We start from the raw sequence: 20,389 nt of genomic DNA, 5'->3' as shown, positions 1-20,389 counted from the left end.
ATGGGCGCGGAATTTCCATCGGAACGCTGTGGCCTGATCCGCGGTCCATGCAGTCCAATCGATGACGGGCTTCCTTTCGGCAGCCACGCAAGGTAACAAGGACGATGACCCAACATTCGCAATTCGCCCTGCTGGGCAAGCGGCGTTTCCTGCCGTTCTTCATCACCCAGCTGCTCGGCGCCTTCAACGACAACATCTTCAAGCAGTCGCTGATCCTCGCCATCCTCTATCACCTCAGCGTCAGCGGCGACCGCAGTCTGCTGGTCAACCTCTGCGCGCTGCTGTTCATCCTGCCGTTCTTCCTGTTCTCGGCACTGGGCGGACAGTTCGGCGAGAAGTACAACAAGGACGCGCTGATGCGCGCGCTGAAGCTGGCCGAGGTGGGCATCATGCTGGTCGGCGCTGCCGGCTTCGTCTTCGGCAGCCTGCCGCTGATGTTCGTCGCGCTGTTCGCCATGGGCACCCACTCGGCGCTATTTGGCCCGGTGAAGTATTCGATCCTGCCCCAGCACCTGCACGAGGACGAACTGGTCGGCGGCAACGCGCTGGTGGAGATGGGCACCTTCCTGGCGATCCTGGCCGGCACCATCGGCGCCGGCGTGCTGATGTCCCATGCGCATTACGCGGCGGCGGTGGCCACCGCGGTGGTGCTGGTGGCCGCCTGCGGCTACCTGGCCAGCCGCGGCATTCCGCGAGCGGCGGCGGCGCTGCCGGGGTTGAAGCTCGACTGGAACATCTTCGCCCAGTCCTGGAGCATCCTCCGCCTGGGGCTCGGCCAGCGCCCGGCGGTCTCGCGCTCGCTGGTGGGCAACTCCTGGTTCTGGTTCCTCGGCGCGGTCTACCTGACGCAGATCCCGACCTTCGCCAAGGAATGGCTGCACGGCGACGAAAGCGTGGTGACCCTGATCCTCACCGTGTTCTCGGTGGGCATCGCGCTGGGCTCGATGCTGTGCGAGAAGCTTTCCGGTCGCAAGGTGGAGATCGGCCTGGTGCCGTTCGGCTCGATCGGCCTGACCGTCTTCGGCATCCTCCTCTGGTGGCACGCCGGCGGCATTCCCCCAGGCGAGGCGCCCTACGACTGGCTGGCGGTGCTGCGCCACCATGAGACCTGGGCGGTGCTGACCGACATCCTGTTCATCGGCATTTTCGGCGGCTTCTACATCGTACCGCTGTACGCCCTGATCCAGGCGCGCACCGACGAAGACAAGCGGGCCCGGGTGATCGCCGCCAACAACATCCTCAACGCCCTGTTCATGGTCGCCGCTGCGCTGGTCTCGATCCTCTTCCTCAGCGTCGCCAAGCTGTCGATCCCGCAGCTGTTCCTCGCCCTGTCGCTGATGAACGTCGCGGTGAACGTGTACATCTTCAAGATCGTCCCGGAATTCACCATGCGCTTCCTGGTCTGGCTGCTCAGCCACACCATGTACCGGGTCCGGCATGTGAATCTGGAGGCGATCCCGGACGAGGGAGCGGCGGTGCTGGTGTGCAACCACGTCTCGTACGTGGACGCGCTGCTGATCGCCGGCTCGATCCGGCGGCCGGTGCGCTTCGTCATGTACTACAGGATCTTCTCGCTGCCGGTGCTCAACTTCGTCTTCCGCACCGCCGGCGCGGTGCCCATAGCGGCGCGCCACGAGGACGAAGGGATCTACGAACGCGCCTTCCAGCGCATCGCCGACTACCTGAGGGACGGGGAGCTGGTGTGCATCTTCCCTGAAGGCAAGCTGACCGCCGACGGCGAGATGAACGAGTTCCGCGCCGGGATCGAGCGGATCATCGAGGAAACCCCGGTTCCGGTGATCCCCATGGCGCTGCAGGGTCTGTGGGGCAGCTTCTTCAGCCGCGACCCGAACAAGGGCTTCTTCCGCCGCCTGTGGTCGCGGGTAAGCCTGGTGGCCGGCGAATCGGTGGCGCCGGGGGCGGTGGAGCGCCTCGACCTGCAGGCGCGGGTGACGAGCTTGCGCGGCGAAGCTCGCTGATCGATCCGCAGAAACGAAAAAGCCCCGGCGATGCCGGGGCTTTTTTTGGCGAACTACAAGTTAGATAACTTGTACTTCGTCGGCTTGCAGGCCTTTCTGGCCGTTGACGACCACGAAGGAAACCTTCTGGCCTTCCTGCAGGCTCTTGAAGCCGGTGCCCTGGATGGAACGGAAGTGAACGAACAGGTCGTTACCGCTTTCCGGGGTGATGAAGCCGAAGCCTTTGGCGTCGTTGAACCATTTTACGGTGCCGTTCTGACGATTCGACATGGTGTAACTCCTGAAACAAAGTTGATTGCGGCGACGGAAATATCCGAGCCGGTAGGTACTGAGTTGCAAAGAGTACGAGGAGCCGAGGCGATGAGCGGACCGAGATCTACCACACCAGGTCACGATTCACTGTGACCCAAGCAAGCACAGTGGTCGCAGAGTACGCGATAAAACTGCGGAAAGCGATACCCCTCGGAGCATATTCGATGGATGTCTAATGGCTCAGCTTGAGGCCGACCAGTCCGCAGACGATCAGCGCGACGCTGGCCAGGCGCAGCAATGCCATGGATTCGCCGAACAGGACGATCCCGGCGATTACCGTGCCGACCGCGCCGACCCCGGTCCAGACGGCATAGGCGGTGCCCAGCGGCAGGTGCTTCATGGCCAGGCCGAGCAGGCCCAGGCTGACCAGCATGGCGAGCGCCGTGAGGACCGTGGGAAGCGGCTTGCTGAAGCCTTCGGTGTATTTCAGACCAACGGCCCAGCCCACTTCGAACAGGCCGGCGAAAAACAGGATGATCCAGGACATGGCGATCTCCAGGGCAACGGGTGGCGGGGCCGTCCCCATTCGATCACCGGCCGGAGGCGGGTGGTGAGGTCGTCCTCACTGCGTGCGGTATTTTGCATGGTTCATCGGTCGGGACAAGGCTTCCCGACCGGGACCCAGTTCAACGCGGCGTATCTTCCATACGCCGGAACAGGGCGGCCAGCAGCGAACCGGAGAGATTGTGCCAGACGCTGAACAGCGCGCTGGGCACCGCTGCCAGGGGCGAGAAATGGGCGTTGGCCAGCGCCGCGCCGAGCCCCGAGTTCTGCATGCCGACTTCGATGGCCAGGGCCTTGCGCTGTGCCAGCGGCATGCCGGTCAGCTTGCCGGTGAGATAGCCGAGCGACAGGCCGAAGCCGTTGTGCAGCATCACCACGGCCATGATCAGCAGGCCGGACTCGGCGATCCGCGCCTGGCTGGCGGCCACCACCGCGGCGATGATCACCACGATGCTGAATACCGAGACCAGCGGCAGCACCTCCGCCACCTGCCGGGTGCGCTCGCCGAGCAGGCGCTGTGCCAGCAGGCCGAGGGCGATGGGCATCAGCACCACCTGGAGGATCGACAGGAACATCGCCGCGAATGACACCGGCAGCCAGGCCGAGGCCAGCAGCCAGACCAGCGCCGGCGTGACCAGCGGGGCGAGCAGGGTGGTCACCGAGGTGATCGCCACCGACAGGGCGACATCGCCACGGGACAGCCAGGTCATCACGTTGGAAGCGGTGCCGCCGGGGCAGCAGCCGACCAGGATCACGCCCACCGCGATCTCCGCCGGCAACTGCAACAGGCGGCAGAGCAGCCAGGCCAGGCCGGGCATGATGACGAACTGGGCCAGCACGCCGATCAGCACCCGTATGGGGTGCCGGGCGACCTCGCGGAAGTCTTCGCCCTTGAGCGTCAGGCCCATGCCGAACATCACCAGGCCGAGCAGCGGCGCGATGGCGACGGTGAGCGGGAGGAACCAGGCCGGCCGGAAGAAGGCGAGGATGGCGAACAGCAGGACCCAGAACGGGAAGCTGGCGCTGACGAAACGGCTCAGGGCGGTCAGGGCACGCATGGGCTTTCCTTGTTATTGGACGGCCGCCAGTCTGCCATGCCGGGCGCGACTCTCCCAGCGGCGGGCGCCGCCGGGAGAGCGGGGCGTCAGACGCCCTGGGGGATTTCTTCGCCGCCGAGGGCCTCGAAGAGCGCCGGAAGGAATTCGGCGAAGGTCAGCATCATCAGGGTGAAGCTGGCATCGAGCTGGCCGAGGGCGTCTTCGCCGCCGTCCTTTTCCGCCTGCTCCTGCAGCAGGTCTTCGAAGCGCAGGCGCTTGACCGCCAGCTTGTCGTCGAGGACGAAGGACAGCTTGTCCGACCAGGCCAGGGACAACTGGGTGACCAGCTTGCCGGCGGTGAGATGCAGCTGGATTTCCTCGCTGGTCAGGTCCTGGCGCTTGCAACGGACCACGCCGCCGTCCTCGTGGGTGTCGCGCAGCTCGCATTCGTCGAGCACGTGGAAGTCGCCGGCGGCTTCCTGGGTCTTGACCCAGTCGGTGAGGGTCGCGGTCGGCGCGACCTTCACGCTCAGCGGGCGTACCGGCAGGGAGCCGAGCGCTTCGCGCAGCGTCGAGAGCAGGTCTTCGGCCTTCTTCGCGCTGGCCGAGTCGACCAGGATCAGGCCGAGGCTTGGCGCGATCGCGGCGAAGGTGCTGGAGCGGCGGATGAAAGCACGCGGCAGCAGGGTCTGGACGATCTCGTCCTTCAACTGGTCGCGTTCCTTCTTGTAGACCTTGCGCATCTGCTGGGCTTCGATCTCGTCGACCTTTTCCTTCAGTGCGTCACGCACGACGCTGCCCGGCAGGATGCGCTCTTCCTTGCGTGCCGAGATCAGGAAGAAGTCCTGGCTGACGTGTACCAGCGGTGCGTCCGGGCCTTTGCCGAACGGCGCGGTGAAGCCGTAGGTGGTCAGCTCCTGGCTGGCGCAGGGGCGGGCGGGTTTTTCGCCGAGGGCTTTCTCGAGGGAATCGGCATCCAGTTGCAGATCCTGGGTGAGGCGGTAGACGAGCAGATTGCGGAACCACATGGGGTCGTTCTCTCCGGGCACAAAGGACCCATTATTCCGCCGCTGGCGGCTCAGGCCAACCCCGGTCCGTCGCTAACTCCTTGGAACGGCAGAAAATTTTTTTCATCGAGGGGCTTGCCAGGGGCCGAATCGCTCCGTAGAATGCGCCCCACTTCGAGAGTGAAGGGTGATTAGCTCAGCTGGGAGAGCATCTGCCTTACAAGCAGAGGGTCGGCGGTTCGATCCCGTCATCACCCACCAATCTCGCAAGTTACGCGCAGCGGTAGTTCAGTCGGTTAGAATACCGGCCTGTCACGCCGGGGGTCGCGGGTTCGAGTCCCGTCCGCTGCGCCATTTCCTTCCTTCGCTGTATCTCTTGCGCTTCCTTCCCGCTTCATAATTCGACGTTTTTCGACGCTTCCTTTCCGCTGTTCTTCTGTCCTCGTTCCACGCGTTCGTTCTGCTATCTCCTTCATTTTTCGGAAAGTTCGGCCTTGAACTTATCCGCGCGCACCTGTTCCTATTGCCCATAGCCACTGGTCGCGACAGCCTGCTAAGCTCGCGGCTTCATCGAATATGCCCGAGCGGCGAACAGATTAAAGGACTCAGCATGAAACAACATCGGTTGGCAGCAGCGATCGCACTGGTCGGTCTGGTTCTCTCCGGCTGCGATTCGCAGACCAACGTTGAGTTGAAGACCCCGGCGCAGAAAGCTTCCTATGGTATCGGCCTGAACATGGGCAAGAGCCTGTCCCAGGAAGGCATGGACGACCTGGATTCGAAAGCCGTCGCCAAGGGCATCGAGGACGCCCTCGGCAAGAAGAAGCAGCAGCTCACCGATGAAGAGCTGACCGAAGCCTTCGCCTTCCTGCAGAAACGTGCCGAGGAGCGGATGGCCGCCATCGGCGACGAAAACGCCAAGGCCGGCAAGAAGTTCCTCGAGGAAAACGGCAAGCGCGACGGCGTGACCACCACCGCTTCCGGCCTCCAGTACGAAATCGTGAAGAAGGCCGATGGCCCGCAACCGAAGGCCACCGACGTGGTGACCGTCCACTACGAAGGCCGCCTGACCGATGGCACCGTCTTCGACAGCTCCATCGAGCGCGGCAGCCCGATCGACCTGCCGGTCAGCGGCGTGATCCCGGGTTGGGTCGAAGCCCTGCAACTGATGCACGTCGGCGAGAAGATCAAGCTGTACATCCCCAGCGAGCTGGCCTACGGCGCGCAGAGCCCGAGCCCGGCGATCCCGGCCAACTCGGTACTGGTCTTCGACATGGAACTGCTCGGCATCAAGGATCCGTCCAAGCCGGACGCGGAGCCCGAGGCCGGTGCCGCAGCGCAGCCCGAAGCCAAGGCGGACGCGAAGAAGTAATTCTTCCGCCGCGATGCATGAAACGCCCCGTCCATGACGGGGCGTTTTCATTTGCGGATTCGGCTGAACCCAGGCGCTGCCGCGAGGGTCTGAAAACAGGTCGAGGGCACGGCCGGTGTTACCCTTATGCACACATTTGTCGCACGTCGACCCGACCTACGGTATTGACCTCGGGTTGTCCGTTGCGCTAGGTCAAACCCTTGATTTTCAATGCTTTTAGAGCATTGTCTAAAAAGTGTCCGATCTGTCGGAAAGCCTGTAGCGACGGGCTTCTCGCCGACGGAAGGGGGGGCTGTTCACAAGGTTATCCACAGTATGCGTGGATAACCCGGAGAGCCTCGGCGGCAAGCGCTTGAGCGAGGTGGAAGGATGGATGCACCACGAGGATTCAGTCGTTACCTGGGGATCGCGGAACGTTTCCTGGCCCGTGGCCGGGTGCCCGCCTTGTTGATTGCGGTAGCACGCAAGCGCTCGCGCCTGAAGCTGGTGAAGAGCGACCTGCGCCTGCTGCAGGAACTGCTGGTGGCCTGGGTTCGCGGCGAATACCGCGGACTCAGCCGCCAGGCGTTGCTCTCGGTGATCGCGGCGCTGGCCTATTTCCTTTCGCCGGTGGATATCGTCCCCGACTTCATCTTCGGTGTCGGCTTGCTCGACGATCTCGCCGTCCTGGCCTGGGTAGTGCGTCGCTGGCAGTCCGAGCTGGATGCCTTCAAGGTCTGGCGCGACGCCCAGGCCGTCGAGACGCAGCAGGCGCTGCGAGAGCTGCCGGCTCCCAGGGCGGAGCGCGTTCAGGGTTCCTGAGGGGTTCGCAGGCTGTTTTCCAGCAGGCGCTCGATGCTGCCGTCCCTGACCATCTCGTCGAGCACCCGGTCCATACTTTCGACGGGGACCGGCAGTTGTCCGCCATAGATGCAGTGCATCCGATAGCTCTGCAGTACCAGCGGACTGACGCTCAGGCCCAGCTCGGGATGCTGGCGCGTCAGGTAGAGCAGCGGGCGGCGCATGTCCACTGCGGCGTCCAGGCGCGAACGCTTGAGCATCTGCACGCGACTGGCCAGGTCGCGGGTATCTTCGCGGCGAATTTCCCCGGCAGCGAAGGCCTGCATGAGATCGTCCGCGTAGACATAGCCTAGACTTGTACCCAGGGTCTTGCCGCGCAGCTCGGCGAAGTCGCGGATCGCCGGACGGTCGTCGCGCTGCAGCAGGACGTCCTGCTCTTCGAAGAGGGCAGGAGACCAATGGTAGCGTTCGGGTTTGCTATCCCATCCGGGGTTGGAGTTGCAGATCACGTGAATATGTCCGCTGGCCATGAAGCCGTCGATCCTTCGGTTCGGCGTTTCCACGAAACGCAGCGACAATCCCAGCCGCTGCGCGACCCGCTCCCCCAACTGGCGGGTGAAGCCGCCTTGCAGCTGGTGATCGACGATGTCCACGTAGGGCATGCCGTCGGCGGGGCTGAAGCCCCAGCGCAGCTCGCCGGCGAAGGCCTGTCCGACTCCCAGCAGGATGCACAAACCAAGACTTCTCCGGCGCACCCGTGGGCTCCTCCACCAGGCAGACTGTGTGACCAGGGCAGCAGTATAGCCAGTCCGCAGCGGCGCGGTGCCTGATAAGATGGCGGCTTGCAAGGAGACCGACATGAATGTCCAAGTGATCACGCGAGACGGCGAGGCGGAATACGCGGTGTTGCCCTGGGCCGAATACCAGGCGTTGCTGGCCGCCGCCGGTCGCCCGGCCGCCAGTGTCGCGGTGGAGACGACCGCGCCGGCGGTGCCATTCGCGAGCCTGCTGGAGCGCCGCGAGGCGCGCGGCCTGAGCCTGGAACAGGTGGCCCGGGAGGTCGGTATCAGTCCTTCCTACATGGCGATGATCGAACGCGGCGAACGCGAGGCCAGCGAGGCCATCCTGTTCGCCCTGGAGCGTGTGCTGGGCAAAGCGACGGGGGCCTGACCTTGAGTGTGCTGATCAGCCGTAAACACTGGGATAGCCTGCTGCTGGAAATCGAGGATGCGCGTCGCCAGCGTCATCTGCTCACCTACCGGGCGCTGATCGAGCGCCTGCAACTGCCGACTCCGGCGATGACCACCCTCACCGCGGCTCTCGAGCACCTGGCATCGCTGGATGCGCGCTCGGGGCGTCCGTTGCGCAGTTCGCTGGTCATCAGCCAGGGCGCAAGCCGCTTGCCGCGCACCGGTTTCTTCGAGTGCGTGGAGCGCCTCGGGCGTTTTTCCGGTCCGCCGGACGGCCCGGCCGCGGCTGGCTGGCATGCGGCGGAAGTGGTCCGTGTCTTCGAATTCGAGTATCCCGATGAACTCTGAATGGATCTGGCGCCTGCGCGCCCGCCTCGGTTACGGCGTGGCCCGGCAGTTGCTGGGCTGGCCCTGGCTGGTCAAGCAGCCGCGAGCCTGGCAGTGGATGCAGGGGCAGTTCTCGCGCATGGCCAACCTCGGACACCGCGACGCCCAGGCGTTCTACGGTCACCTGCTGCTGTTCCGTGGACAGGGCTTCGGCGCACGCGAGGAGGGCCTGCGCCTGCTGCGCCTGGCTGCCAGCGCGGGCGATGGGAAAGCGGCCTACCAGCTCGGCGTGCAGGCGCTCAAGGGCGACAGCCGGCAAGCGCCCGACGCGCTGGCAGCCAGCCGCCACTGGGCACTAGCGGCAGAGGCGGGCCACCCGCTGGCGGCGCGCAAGCTGGCGGAACTCTACCGCGATGGAGGCCCGGGCCTGGCGCCGGACAGCGAGCGCGCCGAGCACTATGCGCAACGGGCGTCCGCGCTCGGTCTCTAGCTGAACGAACGGTTCAGGCGGCCTCGATCAGGTGCAGGCTGTAGCCTGGCACCGCCTTGGCCTGGCGCTTGGCCTCGGAGGCCAGCGTCGCCAGGTGCGCGGCATCCATTCCCTGACAGGCTTCGGCCGGTAGATGCACCACGCCGACGGACAATGACAGCAGCGGGTACTCCTCGCGCTGGCCATGGCGGTTGTGCGCAACGAAACAGCCGGCTTCCAGGTGCTCGCGGCTGTAGAAGCGCCGGCATTGGCTCTGGAAGGTTTCCAGCAACCGGTCGATCCGTGTGCGCCAGTCCTCGGGGCCGAGCACCAGCATGAAGTCGTCACCGCCGATATGGCCGACGAAGTCGCTGCCCGGGTCGATCCGTTCGCTCAGGCACTGTGCCAGGCACAGCAGGACCTCGTCGCCGCGGGCGTAGCCGTAGAGATCGTTGAAGGGTTTGAAGCTGTCGATGTCGATGTAGCAGATCACCGCCTCGCGCCTTTGTTGCAGCAGGCGTTCGAGGCATTGCTGGATCGGCACGTTGCCGGGAAGCAAGGTGAGCGGATTGGCGTGCCGCGCCTGCTGGAGCTTTTCCTCGGTGATCAGCCTGAGCACGTCGATCACCCGGCCCATGCCCGCATAGTGCCCGCCGCGGGTGACGATGAAATCTTCCTCGATACGCTGGCGTGCGCGGCTGGTCAGCAGGCGGCTGACCTGCTGCAGGGTCTGGCCGAGTTCCGCGGCGAGAAAATCGTCGCTCATCAGGCGGCTGATCGGCTTGCGCAGGAACAGGTCGCAGGCGAAGGGCCGGAGCAAGGCGTCGGTGAGCGCGTGGCGATGGACGATGCCGATGGGACGCCCCTCTTCGTCGAGGATCGCCAGGGAGTTCAGGTTGGCCTGGCGGCGGAAGATTTCCACCACTTCCTGGGTCGAGGTGCGAACGTCGACCGCGCGCTGTTCCAGCAGCAGCGCACGCAGGTCGCCATGCTCGTCGCTGGAAGACTGGCTGGGGGCGCCAGCGCTGGGCAGCATCTGTTGTACGTCGCTTGCCGGGTGTTCCTGCGGGCGGCCGAACAGATAGCCTTGCACCAGGTCAACCCCCATCTCGCTAAGCACCGCCAGTTCCTCGGGCAGTTCGATGCCTTCGGCGATGACCTGGGCGCGAGAGGCTCGGGCCATCTTCAGGATGGAGCCGACGAACTCGCGTTTCACGGTGTCCAGGTGGATGCCGTCGACGAAGTGGCGGTCGATCTTCACGTAGTCCGGACGCAGTTCCGACCACAGGCGCAGGCTGGAGTAGCCAGCGCCGAGGTCGTCGAGGGCGATGGAGAAGCCCATGGCGCGATAGTGGTGCAGCGCGGTGTCGAGCAGGTCGAAGTCGTCGATGGGGGTCTGTTCGGTCAGTTCGATCACCACCCGGTTCGGCGAGATCCCCAGCTGTTGCAGCAATTGCAGGGTGCGGCCGGGCGGATGGCCGGCTTCGAGGAGGGACTCCGGAGAGACGTTGAGGAACAGCATGGCGTCGCCCTGGATGTCGCGGAAGCGGCTGAAGGCGCGTTGTCGGCAGAGCAGTTCCAGTTCGCTCAGCCGTCCGCATTGGCGGGCCACGGCGAACAACGCCAGGGGCGAGTGCAGCGGGCTGTTGGACGGACCGCGGGTTAGCGCTTCGTAGCCGACCAGACGCCGTTCGGAAAGCGAGAGGATGGGCTGGAACAGGCAGTGCAGGTCGCCGTGGGCCAGGATGCTGTCCAGGGCGCTCAACTGCTCGGTGACGGTCATGGAACGCTCTCGTCGCAATGAAAAAGGGCCGGTTGTGCAACCGGCCCCGTATTTCACGACAGTCCCATGACTGTTTTATGACGCTCCCGCTGAACTCAGTGCTTGGCCACCGCCGAGTTGAGGTTCAGGTAGTCCAGCAGGATGTGCCCGGACTCGGTGAGGTAGGCGTCGTCCTGCGGCTTGGTCTTGTCGTCCTCTTCCGGCAGGGCGTTCTCGTCCTCGCGCTTGAGTTCCTTCAGCGGCTCCTGGCCCTTGGACTTGCGCAGGGCGTTCTCCATGGCCAACTGGCGGTTCTCGATGCTGGTCTGCTGGGCGCGGCGCTTGGCCTCGTTCAGGCTGACGGTCTTCTCCTTCATCAGCTCCTGGGCCAGCGCCAGGCGCTCGCGGGCGTAGACGAAGTCGGCGTTGTTCTCGGTGCGCGCGTCGTGCTGGGCCTTGAGTTGCGCGAGGAACGGCTTGAACGGGTTGGCCTCGTCCTTCACCACCGGGCGGATGGTGTCCCAGGGCATCGAGTCGGGCAGGGCGCTTTCGCCGATTTCCTTGTCGTCGACGATGGACGGGTAGCTGATGTCCGGGATCACGCCCTGGTGCTGGGTGCTCTGCCCGGAGACACGGTAGAACTTCGCCAGGGTCAGCTTCAGTTCGCCGTGGTTGAGCGGCTGGATGGTCTGCACGGTGCCCTTGCCGAAGGTCTGTCCACCGAGGATCAGCGCGCGGTGGTAGTCCTGCATGGCGCCGGCGAAGATCTCCGAGGCGGAGGCCGAGAGACGGTTGACCAGCACCGCCAGCGGGCCGGTATAGAAGGCCTTGCCTTCGTCGTCGTTGAGCACGTCGACGCGGCCGTCGCTGTTGCGCACCAGTACGGTCGGGCCCTGGTCGATGAACAGGCCGGTCAGCTCGGTGGCTTCCTGCAGGGAGCCGCCGCCGTTGTTGCGCAGGTCGAGGACGATGCCGTCGACCTTGTCCTTCTGCAATTCGGCGACCAGCTTCTTCACGTCGCGGGTGGTGCTCTTGTAGTTCGGGTCGCCGGCGCGGTAGGCCTTGAAGTCCAGGTAGAAGGCCGGCAGGTCGATCACGCCGAGCTTGTAGCTGCGGCCTTCGTGGTCGACCTTGATGATGGATTTCTTCGCCGCCTGGTCCTCCAGCTTCACCGCCTCGCGGGTGATGGCGACGATCTTGCTGGTCTGGTCGTTCGGCGCGTTGCTCGCCGGAATCACTTCCAGGCGTACCTGGGAGCCTTTCGGCCCGCGGATCAGCTTGACCACTTCATCCAGGCGCCAGCCGACCACGTCGACCATTTCGCCCTTGCCCTGGGCGACGCCGATGATCTTGTCGGAGGTGGCGATCTGCTTGCTCTTCGCCGCCGGGCCGGCCGGCACCAGGCGTACGACCTTGACGTAGTCGTTGTCGCTCTGCAGCACCGCGCCGATGCCTTCCAGCGAGAGGCTCATGTTGATGTCGAAGTTTTCCGCGTTGTCCGGCGACAGGTACTGGGTGTGCGGATCGTAGGACTGGGCGAAGGCGTTGATGTAGGCCTGGAAGATGTCTTCGCTGCGGGTCTGCTTCAGGCGCGACAGCTGGTTCTTGTAGCGCTTGGTGAGCTGTTCCTGGATCGCCTTGTCGTCCTTGCCGGTGATCTTCAGGCGCAGGACCTCGTCCTTCACCTTCTTGCGCCAGAGGTCGTCGAGCTCTGCGGTGTCCTTCGCCCAGGGGGCCTTCTCGCGGTCGATCAGCAGGCTCTCGTCGACGCTGAAGTCGATCTTGTCGACGCCCTTGTCGAGCATCGCCAGGGCGTAGTCGAGACGGCCTTTCAGGCGGTCGAGGTGACGCTTGTAGATGACGAAGCCGGGATCGAGATCGCCGCTCTTGAGGAAGTCGTCGAACCTGTTGCGCCAGCGATCGAACTCGGCGATGTCGCCGGCGGTGAAGTACATCCGCGCCGGATCGAGCATCTTCAGGTAGCTGTCGTAGATCTTGGCCGAGCGTTCATCGTTCAGCGGCGGCTTGTTGTAGTGGTGCCGCTTGAGCAGCTCCACTACGTTGAGGCTGGCGATGACCTGCTCGCGGTCCGGCTGCAGGCTGTCCCAGGAATTCTGGGCGCTGCCGACGGAGACGGCGGTCGAGGCGAACAGCGGCAGCGAACTGGCGCCGAGGAGGAGCAACAGGGCGGTACGGGGCAGAAAACGCTTCATGCTGATTCGACTGATCGCGGAGTAATGACGCATATTAGGCCTTATTAGCCGGCGCCGGGTTCCCTTGGCGCAATGCAAAAAGCCCGACTCTGGGTGATCGGGCCGTGACAACCCCACTATGGAGGCAGCGTGAACGCATTGCAAGGTATCGAAGGTCGTGTCGAGTGGTCGGAAATCGCCGCCCCGTCCTGCGGTCAGGGCGAAATCCGCATCCGCGTGGCGGCCGCCGGACTCAACCGCGCCGACCTGTTGCAGAAGGCCGGGCTCTACCCGCCGCCACCCGGCGCCAGCCCGGCGCTGGGGCTCGAGTGTGCGGGTGTGGTCAGCGAGGTGGGCGCGGGCAGCACCTGGCAGGTCGGCGACCGGGTCTGCGCGCTGCTCGCCGGCGGCGGCATGGCCGAGGAAGTGGTGGTGGACGCGCGCCACGTACTGCCGGTCCCGGCAGGGCTGAGCCTGGCGGAGGCGGCGGGGATTCCGGAGGTCTACGCCACGGCCTGGCTGAACCTGTTCCAACTGGCGGCGTTGCAGCCCGGCGAGAAAGTGCTGCTGCACGCCGGCGCCAGCGGCGTCGGTTCGGCCGGCATCCAACTGTGCAAGGCGTTCGGCAACCCCTGCTGGGTCAGCGTCGGTTCTGCCGAACGCCTGGCCTACTGCGAATCCCTGGGCGCCGCCGGTGGCGCGCTGCGCAAGCAGAGCCTGGAATCGCTGCGCGATTTCGCCCCGTTCGACGTGATCCTCGACCCGGTCGGTGCCCGCTATGCCGGGTTGAACCTGGAGCTGCTGCGGAGCGACGGGCGCTGGGTGATCATCGGCCTGATGGGCGGCCGCGAGGCGCAACTGGACCTGGCACAACTGCTAGGCAAGCGTATCCAGTTGACCGGCTCGACCCTGCGTACCCGCGATACCGAGTTCAAGGCGCAACTGATTGCCGAGCTGGGGTTGAAGGTCTGGCCATTGTTCTCCGCCGGGAAACTCCGTGCGCAGCTGGAGCGAACCTTCCCGATCGGCGACGCCGAGGCGGCGTTCGAGGCGCTGGCGAGCAACCAGGTGCAGGGCAAGGTCGTGCTGGTGGTGGACCCATCGCTGGCCTGAGGAGCCGCTTCGGCACCGTCGAGGCGATGGAAAGCGCGATCCGCTCGCGCTTTCGCGGCGAGCCTGTCAGCGCCAGGCGTTGACCGGCCAGCCCATTTCCTTGGCGTAGGCGAGCAGGGTCGGGTCCGGATTGACCGTGTTCGGATGGCCGACCAGCTTCAGCAGCGGCAGGTCGTTGCGCGAGTCCGAATAGAACCAGGCGTCGGCCAGTTGGCGATCGTCTCCTTCCAGCAGGTCGAGCAGACGCAATACCTTGCCTTCGCGATAGGTGAGGGTGCCGAGGGTGCGGCCGGTGTAGTGTCCGTCGAGCACTTCGAGATCGATGGCGAGGACTTCGTCGACGCCGATCCGCGCCGCGATCGGCTTGACCAGGTGCACCCCGGATGCGGAGACGATCAGCACCCGGTCGTTGGCGCTGCGGTGGCGCGCCAGGCAGGCGCAGGCGTCGCTGTAGATCAGCGGCTCGATGACCTCCTCGACGTAGGCCTCCACTTCCCGCTCGACTTCCTCGACGCTGCGACCGATCAGCGGTTGCAGGGTGTAGTCCATGTACAGGTCCATGGACAGCTTGCCTTCGGCGTACTGCTCCATCAGTTCGGCGTCGCGGCGGACGAAGGATTCGTCGACCCAGCCGAGACTCTCCATGCGCTGGCTCCACAGGCTGGAGCAGTCGCCGTGGATCATGGTCTCGTCCAGGTCGAAGATCACCAGGCTCATCAAGCTACCTCTCGAATACTGTTGCGATCGATGACCAGCGTCAGCTGACTGCCGGCCGGATACAGGCGGTCTGCGCTGCGGTTGAGGACGTCGACGGTGAGTTCCACCCCGGCGGCCTCGACGCGGTAACGGATCACGTTGCCGAGCAGACTGTGCGAGCGTACCAGCGCCGGCACGCCTTCGCTCGGTTCGTAGCCCAGGCGCAGGGATTCCGGGCGGATCGCCACCTGGTGCGCGCAGGGCTGGCCGAGCAGGCGGCTGGCCTGTTCGGCGTCGAGCAGGTTGTAGTTGCCGATGAAGCCGGCGGCGAAGGCGTTTTCCGGCGCGGTGTAGAGGGTCTCCGCGTCGCCGCTCTGGACGATGCGTCCGGCGTTCATCAGGACGATGCGGTCGGACAGGGTCAGCGCTTCTTCCTGATCATGGGTGACGAACACCGTGGTCAGCCCCAGCTCCTGCTGGATGCGGCGGATCTGTTCGCGCAGGTGCTTGCGGATGCGCGCGTCGAGGGCAGACAGCGGCTCGTCGAGCAGCAGCAGGCGCGGGCGCGTCACCAGCGAGCGGGCCAGCGCCACGCGCTGGCACTGGCCGCCGGAGAGCTGGTGCGGGTAGCGTGCGGCGTACTCGCCCAGTTCCACCAGTTCGATGGCTTCGGCGACCCGCTGCTTCAGTTCCGCCGCCGGCACCTTCTGCATGCGCAGGCCGAAGGCGACGTTCTGTTGCACGGTCATGTTGGGGAACAGCGCGTAGCTCTGGAACACCATGGCGATCCCGCGCTTCTGCGGCGGCAAAGGCACCACATCCTCGCCGTCGATGAGGATGCGCCCGCTGTCGACCTCGGTCAGCCCGGCGATGCAGCGCAGCAGGGTGGACTTGCCGCAGCCGCTGGGGCCGAGCAGGGTGACGAACTCGCCGCGGGCGGCGGCGAAGTCGATATCGCGGAAGATGCTGGTGGCACCGTAGCTCTTGTCGAGCTGTTCGACGCTGACGAACGACATGATCAGGCCTTGTCCTTGTTCAGTCGGTTGGCCGCCCAGGTCAGGACCAGGACGAACACGAAGTAGGAGACCACCACTGCGCTGGTGTAGTGGCCGCTGCTGTTGCGCATGTTGTTGAGGAACACCTGCAGGGTCTCGTAGCGGGTACCGACCAGCAGGTTGGCGAAGACGAATTCGCCGATGAGGAAGGAGAACGACAGCAGCAGGGCCACCATCACGCCCTTGCGCAGGTTCGGCAGCACGACCAGCAGCGCCGCCTTCCAGGTGCTGGCGCCGAGCAGGTGGGCGGCGTCCATCAGGTCGCGCAGGTTGATCGCCTGCAGGTTGTTGGTGATCGCCCGGTACATGAACGGCAGGGCGATGGTGAAGTAGCAGCCGACCAGCACCCAGGGCGTGCCGATCATTTCCAGCGGCCCGCTGGCATAGAGTTGCAGCAGGCCCACCGAGGAGACGATCGGCGGCACCGCGAAGGGCAGCAGGATGAGCACGTTCATCACGCCGTCCAGGCGCGGGAAGTGGTAGTGGATGACGAACATCAGCGGCAGGATCAGCAACACGCTGAACGCCAGGGCGCCGAAGCAGACCAGCAGCGAGCGGGCGAAGGCCAGCAGGAAGCGCTGGTCGCTCCACAGCGTCAGGTACCACTTCAGGGTCAGGCCGTCCGGCAGCAGGGTCGCCGACCACTGGGTGGCCAGCGAGTAGAGCAGGGTCGCCGCCAGCGGCAGGACCAGGATCAGGAACAGCGCGCAGACCACCAGGCGATGGTAGAGCGCGGCAGGACGTCGATCAGCGCGCGACATGGTAGCTCCTGCGCAGCAGCCATTGGTGGACCAGGGTGATCAGGGTCATCAGGCCGACCAGCACCATGGCCAGCGCGCTGGCCATGTTCGGGTCGGGGAACACGTCGCCGGCGACCAGCGCGCCGATGCGGATCGGGATCACGTTGAAGTTGCCGGTGGTCAGCGAGTACACCGTGGCGTAGGCGCCGAGGGCATTGGCCAGGAGGATGACGAAGGTGCCCAGCAGTGCCGGGGTCAGCACCGGGATGCCGATGTGTCGCCAGTACTGCCAGCCGTTGGCGCCGAGCAGCGCGGCGGACTCGCGCCAGTCCTCGCGCAGGGCGTCGAAGGCCGGGTAGAGCAGCATCACCCCGAGGGGGATCTGGAAATAGGTGTAGAGGATTATCAGGCCGGTCTTCGAGTAGAGATTGAAGTCGTCGATCCAGCCGGCCTGCTTGAGCAACAGGGTCAGCGCGCCGTTGAAGCCGAGCAGGATGATGAAGGCGAACGCCAGCGGTACCCCGGCGAAGTTGCTGGTCATGTTGGAGAAGGCCATGACGAAGTCGCGCAGGCGGCTGTCGACGTGGCGCAGCGAATGGCTGCCGAGCACCGCGATGAGCAGGCCGAGCAGGCTCGACCAGCCGGCGATCTCCAGGCTATGGCGGATCGCCTGGCGGTAGAAGGGCGAGCCGAACAGCTCGAGGTAGTTGGCCAGGCTCCAGGCATCGCTGGCCTTCAGGCTGTTCAGCGCGACCCAGGCCAGCGGCGCTATCTGGAAAATCACGAAGAACGCCGCGAAGGGCAGCAGGAACAGCAGCGCCAGCCATTTGCCGGAGAGTCGTTTCATGGGGCGAGCAGCTCCCGGCAGACGGGTTTGTCGTGGGCGGCGCCGAGGATTTCGCAGAGCGTGCCGCAGAGGTCGGTCTGCAGCGGTTGCGCCAGGTCGTCGCGGCTGAAGGCGTCGCCGAAGACGAACAGCGGCACCTCGCGCTCCTCCTCGAGGATGCCGCCGTGGCTGCGGTCCTCGTTCATTCCGTGATCGGCGGTGATCGCCACCTGGTAGCCGGCCGCCAGCCACTGGTGCAGGTATTCCGACAGCAGCGCGTCGGCGCGCCGCGCGGCGTTGCGGTAGGCGGGGCTGGCGAGGCCGTGCCTGTGCCCGGCGTCGTCGATGTTCATCGAGTGGACCAGCATGAAGTTCGGTGCGTGCCGGCGGCGCAGGCTTTCCGCATCGGCGAACAGGTGCGAGTCCGGATAGTGGTCGTTCCAGTAGAAGTGTCCGCGCTGGATCGGCAGTGCGCTGTCGTCGGTGTGGCGGTCGCGGGCCGGGTCGAACGGCGTGCGGTTGTACAGTTCGCTGACCCAGTGGTAGGCCGCTGCCGCGGTACTCAGGCCGGCCGCGCGGGCATAGTGGAACAGGCTCTGTTCCTGGCTCAGGCGGACCACGTCGTTGTGCAGGATGCCGCTATCGATCGGCGGCACTCCGGTGAGGATACATTCGTAGAGCGGCCGGGACAGCGAAGGCAACTCGCATTCCAGGCGGTACGACTGGCCGCGGCCGGCGCCGCAGAGGGCCTGGAGATGCCCCATGCAGTCGCGGGCGACGCTGTGGTTGAGGCCGTCCAGCAGGACGAGGATGACGTCGTGGCGCATTCGGGGTATCCGTCGATGCGGGGCGGCCGCCGGCGAGGGCGGCCGCGCTCCGCGTCACTGCATGTTGATGATCACCGCTTCCTGCCACTGCCGCGGCAGGCGCTTGGAGGTTTCCTCCCAGGCCTTGGCGTCCTTGATCGGCTGGGCCTTGGCGTACTGCTCGTTGGGCAGCAGTTGGGCCTTCACGTCGTCCGGCAGGGTCAGGCTCTCGGCGCGGATCGGTCGCGCGTTGCCCTTGGCCAGGTTGATCTGTCCGGCGTCGCTGAAGATGTACTCGCGGGCGAGCTTGGCGGCGTTCGGGTGCTTGGCGTACTTGTTGATGATGGTGGTGTAGCCGGAGATCACCGAGCCGTCCGAGGGGATCAGCACCTCGAAGCGCTCCGGGTCGATCTGCTGGCGGTAGCTGAGGCCGTTGAAGTCCCAGACGATGCCGACTTCGACCTCGCCCTTTTCCAGGGTGGCGATCACCGGGTTGGTCAGCGACAGGCGGCCCTGCTTGGCGATCTTGCCGAAGAACTCCAGGCCCGGCTTGATGTTCTTCTCGTCGCCGCCGTTGGCGATGGCCGCGGCGAGCACCCCATTGACCGCCTGGGCGGCAGCGCTGACGTCGCCGATGGTGACCTTGTACTTGCCCTGCAGCAGGTCGGCCCAGCTGTGCGGTACGTCCTTCACCAGTTGTTTGTTGACGATGAAGGCGATGGTCCCGGTGTAGGCGAGCGCCCAGTGGCCGTCCTGGTCTTTGGCCCAGGCCGGGATCTGTTCCCAGGTGCTCGGCTTGTACGGCTGGCTGACGCCCTGCTGCACGGCGATGGGGCCGAAGGCGGCGCCGACGTCGCCGATGTCGGCGCTGGCGTTGTCCTTCTCGGCCTTGAACTTGGCCAGCTCCTGGGCCGAACTCATGTCGGTATCCATGTGCTTGAGCCCATACTTGCTCTCAAGGTCCTTCCAGGTGTCCTTCCAGTTCGCCCAGCTGTCGGGCATGCCGACGCTGTTGACCTGGCCTTCCTTGCGCGCGGCCTGTTCCAGCGCCTGCAGGTCCGCTTCGGCGGCCAACGCCAGGCCGCTGCCGAGGGCGATGGCGGTTCCCAGCAATGAAGCAAGCATGCGTTTCATTCGGTGCTCCTTCGTTCGAGAGGTTCGGTCGGGCAGCCTCGGGAGTTCTCGACGCTCCTTCGGGCGGGACTGCCGCGGGTGTGGTCTAGATCAGCAAGACCCAGGCCAATCTAGAGCCGCTGGATGACGGTTTCATGTCAGCTAGCCGCGCCTGGCATCGCCGCGGCTTGCATCCGCAGAAGCGTAGACCATGCTTAAGCCCTCGATTCCATGGGCGTCGGGCGCTTCCGGGAAGACCGCTGTCTTGTGCCTGTCACGTCCCGGTCATCTGGGTTTCCTAGCATCGGACGAGCCGGAGGCGCAGGGCGGGCCGGTGGAAGTGCCCCTGGCTGGGGCTGGACTAGACCAATAAGGAAGCAGTCGATGCGTGACGAAGCGCTACCCACCGTAACGGCGATCTGCCGGGCGCTCAGCGAGCAGATCGGCCATGGTCTGCTGCCGGCGGGTGGCAAGCTGCCGGCCGAGCGCAAGCTCAGCGAGCTGTTCGCGACGACCCGGATCACCCTGCGCGAGGCGCTGATCCAGCTGGAGTCGCAGGGCCTGATCTACCGCGAGGAGCGCCGCGGCTGGTTCGTCTCCCCCGAGCGGCTGGCCTATAACCCGCTGGTCCGCAGCCACTTCCATGCGATGGTCAGCGAACAGGGCCGGGTGCCGGCGACCGAGGTTCTGTCGGCCCGGCAGATGCCGGCGAGCGCGGCGGTCTGCGAGCTGCTGGAGCTGCCGGCGCTGTCCAGCGTCTACCAGATCCGCCGGGCGCGGCGGGTGGACGGGCGGCTGGTGCTGTATGTCGAGCACTACCTGAACGCGCAGTACTTCCCCGGAATCCTCGGCCACGACCTGACCCGCTCGCTGACCGAACTCTATGCCAGCGAGTACGGCATCCACTATGGGCGGGTGCGTTTCGACATGGTGCCCACTGCACTGCATGCCGAGGCTGCGGCGCCGCTGAAGGTGGCGGTGGGCAGCCCGGCCCTGCGCATCAGCCGGATCAACCGCGACCAGCGTGGTCGGCTGATCGACTGCGACCTGGAGTTCTGGCGCCACGACGCCATCCATATCAGCGTCGAGGTACCGCAGTAACGCCACGC

At 65.5% G+C, this 20,389-nt stretch carries 21 protein-coding genes and 2 tRNA genes; 10 read left to right on the top strand and 13 right to left on the bottom strand.

Going from position 1 to position 20,389, the window contains the following annotated elements; all coding sequences use genetic code 11:
- The first annotated feature begins 104 nt into the window (after window positions 1-104).
- The gene (locus tag HMPREF2581_RS20265) at window positions 105-1,979 is read left to right on the top strand and encodes an MFS transporter (RefSeq protein WP_003138346.1); all 1,875 of its coding nucleotides are present in this window, start codon (window positions 105-107) and stop codon (window positions 1,977-1,979) included.
- A 60-nt stretch (window positions 1,980-2,039) separates the two neighbouring features.
- On the opposite strand, the gene HMPREF2581_RS20260 is transcribed toward HMPREF2581_RS20265, so the two are convergent.
- The 4 genes from HMPREF2581_RS20260 to rdgC form a co-directional block, all read right to left on the bottom strand.
- On the bottom strand, window positions 2,040-2,249 hold the full coding sequence (locus tag HMPREF2581_RS20260) for a cold-shock protein (protein ID WP_003091604.1): 210 nt from the start codon (window positions 2,247-2,249) through the stop codon (window positions 2,040-2,042).
- A 214-nt stretch (window positions 2,250-2,463) separates the two neighbouring features.
- Window positions 2,464-2,778: a quaternary ammonium compound efflux SMR transporter SugE gene (gene sugE, locus HMPREF2581_RS20255; protein WP_003091603.1), complete on the bottom strand. Its 315-nt coding sequence runs from the start codon at window positions 2,776-2,778 to the stop codon at window positions 2,464-2,466.
- 139 nt (window positions 2,779-2,917) lie between these two features.
- Window positions 2,918-3,853 (bottom strand): bile acid:sodium symporter family protein, encoded by a 936-nt coding sequence (locus tag HMPREF2581_RS20250; RefSeq protein ID WP_003138348.1) that lies wholly within the window; start codon window positions 3,851-3,853, stop codon window positions 2,918-2,920.
- 86 nt (window positions 3,854-3,939) lie between these two features.
- Window positions 3,940-4,860: a recombination-associated protein RdgC gene (gene rdgC, locus HMPREF2581_RS20245; RefSeq protein ID WP_003091601.1), complete on the bottom strand. Its 921-nt coding sequence runs from the start codon at window positions 4,858-4,860 to the stop codon at window positions 3,940-3,942.
- A gap of 164 nt (window positions 4,861-5,024) precedes the next feature.
- Here rdgC and HMPREF2581_RS20240 point away from each other — a divergent pair.
- The 4 genes from HMPREF2581_RS20240 to HMPREF2581_RS20225 all read left to right on the top strand — a co-directional run bounded on the left by HMPREF2581_RS20240 (window position 5,025) and on the right by HMPREF2581_RS20225 (window position 7,012).
- Window positions 5,025-5,100, top strand: a tRNA-Val gene (locus tag HMPREF2581_RS20240).
- 16 nt (window positions 5,101-5,116) lie between these two features.
- A tRNA-Asp gene (locus HMPREF2581_RS20235) sits at window positions 5,117-5,193 on the top strand.
- Between the two features lie 256 nt (window positions 5,194-5,449).
- Complete coding sequence (locus tag HMPREF2581_RS20230; RefSeq protein WP_003091600.1) at window positions 5,450-6,211, top strand: BamJ family beta-barrel-assembly machinery protein; 762 nt, start codon at window positions 5,450-5,452, stop codon at window positions 6,209-6,211.
- A gap of 369 nt (window positions 6,212-6,580) precedes the next feature.
- The gene (locus HMPREF2581_RS20225) at window positions 6,581-7,012 is read left to right on the top strand and encodes a YkvA family protein (RefSeq protein ID WP_003091599.1); all 432 of its coding nucleotides are present in this window, start codon (window positions 6,581-6,583) and stop codon (window positions 7,010-7,012) included.
- Here HMPREF2581_RS20225 and HMPREF2581_RS20220 read toward each other — a convergent pair.
- On the bottom strand, window positions 7,000-7,746 hold the full coding sequence (locus HMPREF2581_RS20220) for a substrate-binding periplasmic protein (RefSeq protein WP_003091598.1): 747 nt from the start codon (window positions 7,744-7,746) through the stop codon (window positions 7,000-7,002). The genes HMPREF2581_RS20225 and HMPREF2581_RS20220 overlap by 13 nt on opposite strands.
- Before the next feature lie 103 nt (window positions 7,747-7,849).
- On the opposite strand from HMPREF2581_RS20220, the gene HMPREF2581_RS20215 reads away from it, so the two are divergent.
- The 3 genes from HMPREF2581_RS20215 to HMPREF2581_RS20205 are packed head-to-tail and all read left to right on the top strand — an operon-like array spanning window position 7,850 to window position 8,998.
- Window positions 7,850-8,161 carry a helix-turn-helix domain-containing protein gene (locus HMPREF2581_RS20215; protein ID WP_003138351.1) on the top strand — a complete coding sequence of 104 codons (312 nt, stop codon included), beginning with the start codon at window positions 7,850-7,852 and terminating at the stop codon, window positions 8,159-8,161.
- A 2-nt stretch (window positions 8,162-8,163) separates the two neighbouring features.
- Window positions 8,164-8,529, top strand: a complete 366-nt coding sequence (locus HMPREF2581_RS20210) for a hypothetical protein (protein ID WP_003114793.1) — start codon at window positions 8,164-8,166, stop codon at window positions 8,527-8,529.
- Entirely contained in the window at window positions 8,519-8,998 is a 480-nt protein-coding gene (locus HMPREF2581_RS20205) for an SEL1-like repeat protein (RefSeq protein ID WP_003109166.1), read from the top strand. The genes HMPREF2581_RS20210 and HMPREF2581_RS20205 overlap by 11 nt, the downstream gene beginning before the upstream one ends.
- A 13-nt stretch (window positions 8,999-9,011) precedes the next feature.
- On the opposite strand, the gene HMPREF2581_RS20200 is transcribed toward HMPREF2581_RS20205, so the two are convergent.
- Window positions 9,012-10,760 carry a bifunctional diguanylate cyclase/phosphodiesterase gene (locus HMPREF2581_RS20200; protein WP_016254258.1) on the bottom strand — a complete coding sequence of 583 codons (1,749 nt, stop codon included), beginning with the start codon at window positions 10,758-10,760 and terminating at the stop codon, window positions 9,012-9,014.
- A gap of 95 nt (window positions 10,761-10,855) precedes the next feature.
- Complete coding sequence (locus HMPREF2581_RS20195; RefSeq protein WP_003091593.1) at window positions 10,856-12,952, bottom strand: carboxy terminal-processing peptidase; 2,097 nt, start codon at window positions 12,950-12,952, stop codon at window positions 10,856-10,858.
- Between the two features lie 129 nt (window positions 12,953-13,081).
- Between HMPREF2581_RS20195 and HMPREF2581_RS20190 the strand changes: the two genes are divergently transcribed.
- On the top strand, window positions 13,082-14,044 hold the full coding sequence (locus HMPREF2581_RS20190; RefSeq protein ID WP_003091592.1) for an NAD(P)H-quinone oxidoreductase: 963 nt from the start codon (window positions 13,082-13,084) through the stop codon (window positions 14,042-14,044).
- Window positions 14,045-14,110: 66 nt separating this feature from the next.
- On the opposite strand, the gene HMPREF2581_RS20185 is transcribed toward HMPREF2581_RS20190, so the two are convergent.
- Genes HMPREF2581_RS20185 through HMPREF2581_RS20160 form a run of 6 tightly spaced genes read right to left on the bottom strand, consistent with a single transcriptional unit; the run spans window position 14,111 to window position 19,301 of the window.
- Window positions 14,111-14,761, bottom strand: a complete 651-nt coding sequence (locus HMPREF2581_RS20185; RefSeq protein WP_016254257.1) for an HAD family hydrolase — start codon at window positions 14,759-14,761, stop codon at window positions 14,111-14,113.
- Entirely contained in the window at window positions 14,761-15,756 is a 996-nt protein-coding gene (locus HMPREF2581_RS20180; protein ID WP_003138362.1) for an ABC transporter ATP-binding protein, read from the bottom strand. Before HMPREF2581_RS20180 ends, HMPREF2581_RS20185 begins: the two co-directional genes overlap by 1 nt.
- 2 nt (window positions 15,757-15,758) lie before the next feature.
- On the bottom strand, window positions 15,759-16,556 hold the full coding sequence (locus tag HMPREF2581_RS20175) for an ABC transporter permease (RefSeq protein ID WP_003091589.1): 798 nt from the start codon (window positions 16,554-16,556) through the stop codon (window positions 15,759-15,761).
- Window positions 16,543-17,382, bottom strand: a complete 840-nt coding sequence (locus HMPREF2581_RS20170) for an ABC transporter permease (RefSeq protein WP_003091588.1) — start codon at window positions 17,380-17,382, stop codon at window positions 16,543-16,545. Before HMPREF2581_RS20170 ends, HMPREF2581_RS20175 begins: the two co-directional genes overlap by 14 nt.
- On the bottom strand, window positions 17,379-18,188 hold the full coding sequence (locus HMPREF2581_RS20165) for an alkaline phosphatase family protein (RefSeq protein ID WP_003138363.1): 810 nt from the start codon (window positions 18,186-18,188) through the stop codon (window positions 17,379-17,381). The genes HMPREF2581_RS20170 and HMPREF2581_RS20165 overlap by 4 nt, the downstream gene beginning before the upstream one ends.
- A gap of 54 nt (window positions 18,189-18,242) precedes the next feature.
- Window positions 18,243-19,301, bottom strand: a complete 1,059-nt coding sequence (locus HMPREF2581_RS20160; protein ID WP_003091586.1) for an ABC transporter substrate-binding protein — start codon at window positions 19,299-19,301, stop codon at window positions 18,243-18,245.
- Window positions 19,302-19,664: 363 nt separating this feature from the next.
- On the opposite strand from HMPREF2581_RS20160, the gene HMPREF2581_RS20155 reads away from it, so the two are divergent.
- Window positions 19,665-20,381, top strand: coding sequence for a UTRA domain-containing protein (locus HMPREF2581_RS20155; RefSeq protein WP_003091585.1), 717 nt, complete (start codon window positions 19,665-19,667; stop codon window positions 20,379-20,381).
- Window positions 20,382-20,389 lie beyond the last annotated feature (8 nt).

Source organism: Pseudomonas sp. HMSC057H01, from assembly GCF_001836405.1.
Classification (GTDB): domain Bacteria; phylum Pseudomonadota; class Gammaproteobacteria; order Pseudomonadales; family Pseudomonadaceae; genus Pseudomonas; species Pseudomonas aeruginosa.
This window is presented reverse-complemented; position numbering and strand designations above follow the sequence as displayed.